1 protein-coding gene is annotated in these 4,946 nt (G+C 73.2%); it reads left to right on the top strand.

Features of this window, described 5'->3' with window-relative positions; genetic code table 11:
- Positions 1-4,946 (top strand): type I polyketide synthase (locus C2L59_RS46245; protein ID WP_146060547.1); only part of this gene is annotated, 4,946 nt, incomplete at both ends.

The following is a 4,946-nucleotide window of genomic DNA, read 5'->3' as shown; positions in this document are numbered from 1 at the left end:
CGCAGCCGGCGTTGTTCGCGGTCGAGGTGGCGTTGTTCCGGCTGGTTTCGTCGTGGGGTGTGCGCCCGGATTACGTTGCCGGGCATTCGATCGGAGAGATTTCGGCGGCGCATGTCGCCGGTGTTTTGTCTCTTGTGGACGCTTGCCGGCTGGTGGCGGCGCGGGCGTCCCTGATGCAGGCGTTGCCGGCCGGTGGGGCGATGGTGGCGATCGCCGCGCCCGAGTCTGCTTTGGAGCTTCCTGAGGGTGTTTCGCTTGCGGCGGTGAACGCGCCTGACTCGGTGGTGGTCTCCGGCGAAGAGGCCGCGGTGCTGGCTTTCGCGGCTCGGTTCCCGAAGACCAAGCGGCTGTCGGTGAGTCACGCGTTCCATTCGTCTTTGATGGACCCGATGCTGGCCGGGTTCCGCGCGGTGGCGGAGTCGTTGACGTATCACCCGGCGGAGATACCGGTGCTCTCGAATGTGAGCGGTGCTCTCGCTGTGCCGTTCACGGCGGAGTACTGGGTGCGGCACGTGCGGGAGACGGTCCGGTTCGCCGACGGCCTTGCGACGTTGTCGGCTGCGGGCGTCGGAGTGTTCCTGGAGGTCGGCCCGGATGGGGTGCTGAGCTCGATGGTGCCGGGGGTCGCGGTCCCGACGTTGCGCCGCGATCGCGAGGAGGAGCAGTCGCTGCTGACGGCGCTGGCGACGTTGCACGTCCACGGCGTCGACGTCGACTGGACGGCGTTCCTGCCCGGATCGGGCCGGGCGGAGCTGCCCACGTACCCGTTCCAGCGGCAGCACTACTGGCTCCGGGACCAGTCTGCTCCGCGGAGCAGCCACCGTCCCGGGTGGCGATACCGGACGGAGTGGACGCCCGTCAGCCCGGAGGCCGGCGAGCCGGGGGAGTGGCTCCTGATCGCGCCCCCGGAGGACGAAACGGCGGCCCGGCTGAGCACGTTGCTCACGGGCGTGGTGCGGTTGTCCCCGGCCCCCCGCGCCGAGCTGGCCGAACGCCTGCGCCCGGAGGCGGCCCGGAACTGGACGGCCGTACTGTCATTGGCCGGCGACGCGGCAACAACGCTGGCGGTGGCCCAGTCCCTCGGCGACGCGGGAATCAAGGCACCGTTGTGGTCCTTGACGAGCGGCGCGGTGACGATCGGCCGATCGGACCCCCTGAGGGCTCCGGAGCAGGCGGCAATCTGGGGCTTCGGCCGCAGTGCGGCGTTGGAGATCCCGGACCGCTGGGGTGGTTCGGTGGATTTGCCGTCCATTGTGGACGAGCGGGTGGCCGGACGCCTGTTGGCGGTGCTGCGCGGCGAAGAGGACCAGGTGGCAATCCGCGCCTCGGGAGCATTCGGCCGGAGGCTCGTGCCCGCCCCAGCCGGCTCAGCGACCACCGGCTCAGGCGCCCCCGCCACGGCGGACCAGCGCTCTGGCGGCGGTCTTGACTCCGCCGCAGGGGCGGTCGGCAGCGACCCGACCGCCGGGGGTGCCGGGGTGCTCGCCCCCGGCACAGCGGCGAGCCGGCGACCGGCTGACTCCAGCGCCCCCATCCCCGGCGCCCCGGCGACCTGGCGCCCCCGTGGCACCGTCCTCATCACCGGCGGCACCGGCGCCCTCGGCACCCGCGTCGCCCGTTGGGCCGCCGCGAACGGGGCCGAGCGGCTCGTCCTCGCCTCCCGTCGCGGCCTCGCCGCCCCCGGCGCCGCCGAACTGGCCGCCGCGCTCACCGCGGCCGGTACCGAAACCGTCGTCGAAGCCTGCGACGTCACCGATCGCGCCGCCGTCGCCGCCCTCCTCCAGCGCCACACCGACCTCCGCGTTGTCGTCCACGCCGCCGGCGTGCTCGACGACGGAGTCCTCGGCTCCCTCACCCCCGAACGGCTCGCGCAGGTCGAAGCCGCCAAGGTCGCCGGCGCGCTCCACCTCAGCGAGCTGACCCACGATCTCGACGCCTTCGTCCTCTTCTCCGGCCTCGCCGGCACCCTCGGCGCCGCCGGCCAAGCCGGGTACGCCGCCGCCAACGCGCGCCTCGACGCCCTCGCCGAGACGCGCCGCGCCGCCGGGCAGCCCGCCTGCTCCGTCGCCTGGGGGCCGTGGGCCGGCGGCGGGATGGCCGACGCCGGCGTCACCGCCCGGCTCGGCGCCGCCGGCCTGCGCCCGCTCGACCCGGACCTCGCGCTCACCGCCCTGGAAGACGCCCTGGTCGCGGGGGACACCACCGTCGCGATCGCCGACGTCGACTGGACGGTCTTCGGCCCCGCGTTCACCGCGGCCCGGCCGAGCCCGCTGCTCGCCGAGCTGGTCGCGCCCGCCGGGCCGGCCGCCGTCGAATTCACCGCGGCCGGTGTGCTGAACCTGGTCCGCGAGCACGTCGCCGCGGTGCTGGGGCACCCGTCGGCCGCCGCGGTCGACCGCGGCCGCGCGTTCAGCGACCTCGGGTTCACCTCGCTCTCGGCGGTCGAACTGCGCAACCGCCTCCGCGCCGCCACCGGTCTGGACCTCCCCGCCACCCTGACCTACGACCACCCCGACCCGGCCGCCCTGGCCCGGCATCTCCACACCCTGCTCTCGGGTCAGAGCACCGCTCTCGTTTCGGCGCAGGTGGCGGCCGCGGGGGACGACGAGCCGATCGCGATCGTCGCGATGGCCTGCCGGTTCCCCGGCGGGGTCGGGTCGCCGGAGGACCTGTGGGAGCTCGTCGCGGGCGGCGCCGACGCGCTGTCCGCGCCGCCCGCCGACCGTGGCTGGCCGGATCACGCCGCCATCCGGCCGGGCGGATTCCTCGCCGGCGCCGCGGACTTCGACGCCGGCCTCTTCGGCATCTCGCCGCGCGAAGCGCTGGCCATGGACCCGCAGCAGCGGATCCTCCTCGAGACGGCGTGGGAGCTGTTCGAGCGCGCGGGCCTCGATCCGCGCTCGGTCCGCGGCGAACGGATCGGCGTCTTCGCCGGCACCAACGGCCAGGACTACCCGGCGCTGCTCACCGGCGCGGGCGACGACGTCGCCGGGTACGTCGGCACGGGCAACGCGGCCGCCGTCGTGTCCGGCCGGATCGCGTACGCGTTCGGGCTGGAAGGCCCGGCGGTCACGGTCGACACGGCGTGTTCGTCGTCGCTGGTCGCCCTGCATTGGGCGCGGCAGGCGCTGCGGGCCGGCGAGTGCGATCTCGCCGTCGCCGGTGGTGTCACGGTGATGGCGACACCCGGCGCGTTCGTGGAGTTCGACCGGCAGGGCGGCCTCGCGCCGGACGGCCGGTGCAAGGCGTTCGCCGACGCCGCGGACGGCACGGGCTGGGGCGAAGGTGCGGGTCTCCTGCTGGTGGAGCGGCTGTCGGACGCGCGCCGGCTCGGGCACGAGGTCCTGGCCGTGGTGCGCGGTTCGGCGGTCAACTCGGACGGCGCGTCGAACGGCCTGACGGCTCCGAACGGCCCTTCGCAGCAACGGGTGATCCGCGCGGCGCTGGCCGACGCGGGCTTGAATCCGTCCGAAGTGGACGCGGTGGAAGCGCACGGCACCGGAACCTCGCTGGGTGACCCGATCGAGGCGCAGGCTCTTCTTGCCACCTATGGACAAGGGCGCGACGAGCCGCTCTGGCTGGGGTCGGTGAAGTCCAATGTGGGCCACACCCAGGCCGCCGCCGGCGTCGCCGGGATCATCAAAATGGTGATGGCCATGCGGAACGGCGTTCTGCCGCAGACGCTCCACGTCGACGCGCCATCGTCCCACGTGGACTGGACGGCGGGTGCGGTGGAGCTGCTCACGGAGTCGCGCAAGTGGCCGTCCGACCGCCCGCGGCGCGCGGGCGTGTCGTCGTTCGGGATTTCCGGCACCAACGCCCACACGATCCTCGAACAGGCGCCCGACGACGTCGTGGTCCACGACACGGCGCCGACGGGCCTGGTTCCGGTTGTCCTATCCGGACAGACGGAATCCGGGTTGCGCGAGCAGGCCGGGCGGTTGCTCACGGCCGGCCGCGGGACGTTGCCGGACATCGCTTTCTCGGCGGCGAACACCCGCGCGGCCCTGTCGCGGCGTGCGGTGGTGCTCGCCGGGGACGACAACGACCTGGTCCGCGGCCTGACCGCGCTGGCCGACGGGGCGTCGGATCCTTCCGTGGTTTGCGGGGAGCCGGTGGCGGGGTCGCTCGCCGTGCTGTTCACCGGGCAGGGCGCGCAGCGGGCCGGGATGGGCCGGGGGTTGTACGACCGGTTCCCGGTGTATGCGACGGCGTTCGACGCGGTGTGCGCCGAGTTCGACCGGCTGCTGGATCGTCCGCTGCGGGAGGTGGTGTTCTCCGGGGAGTCGTTGGACTCGACCGGGTACACGCAGCCGGCGTTGTTCGCGGTCGAGGTGGCGTTGTTCCGGCTGGTTTCGTCGTGGGGTGTGCGCCCGGATTACGTTGCCGGGCATTCGATCGGAGAGATTTCGGCGGCGCATGTCGCCGGTGTTTTGTCTCTTGTGGACGCTTGCCGGCTGGTGGCGGCGCGGGCGTCCCTGATGCAGGCGTTGCCGGCCGGTGGGGCGATGGTGGCGATCGCCGCGCCCGAGTCTGCTTTGGAGCTTCCTGAGGGTGTTTCGCTTGCGGCGGTGAACGCGCCTGACTCGGTGGTGGTCTCCGGCGAAGAGGCCGCGGTGCTGGCTTTCGCGGCTCGGTTCCCGAAGACCAAGCGGCTGTCGGTGAGTCACGCGTTCCATTCGTCTTTGATGGACCCGATGCTGGCCGGGTTCCGCGCGGTGGCGGAGTCGTTGACGTATCACCCGGCGGAGATACCGGTGCTCTCGAATGTGAGCGGTGCTCTCGCTGTGCCGTTCACGGCGGAGTACTGGGTGCGGCACGTGCGGGAGACGGTCCGGTTCGCCGACGGCCTTGCGACGTTGTCGGCTGCGGGCGTCGGAGTGTTCCTGGAGGTCGGCCCGGATGGGGTGCTGAGCTCGATGGTGCCGGGGGTCGCGGTCCCGACG

The sequence above is a fragment of the Amycolatopsis sp. CA-128772 genome (assembly GCF_002904295.1).
In the GTDB taxonomy this organism is placed as follows: domain Bacteria; phylum Actinomycetota; class Actinomycetes; order Mycobacteriales; family Pseudonocardiaceae; genus Amycolatopsis.
The sequence above is the reverse complement of the archived record's forward strand: the minus strand, read 5'-3'. Positions and strand labels throughout refer to the sequence as shown.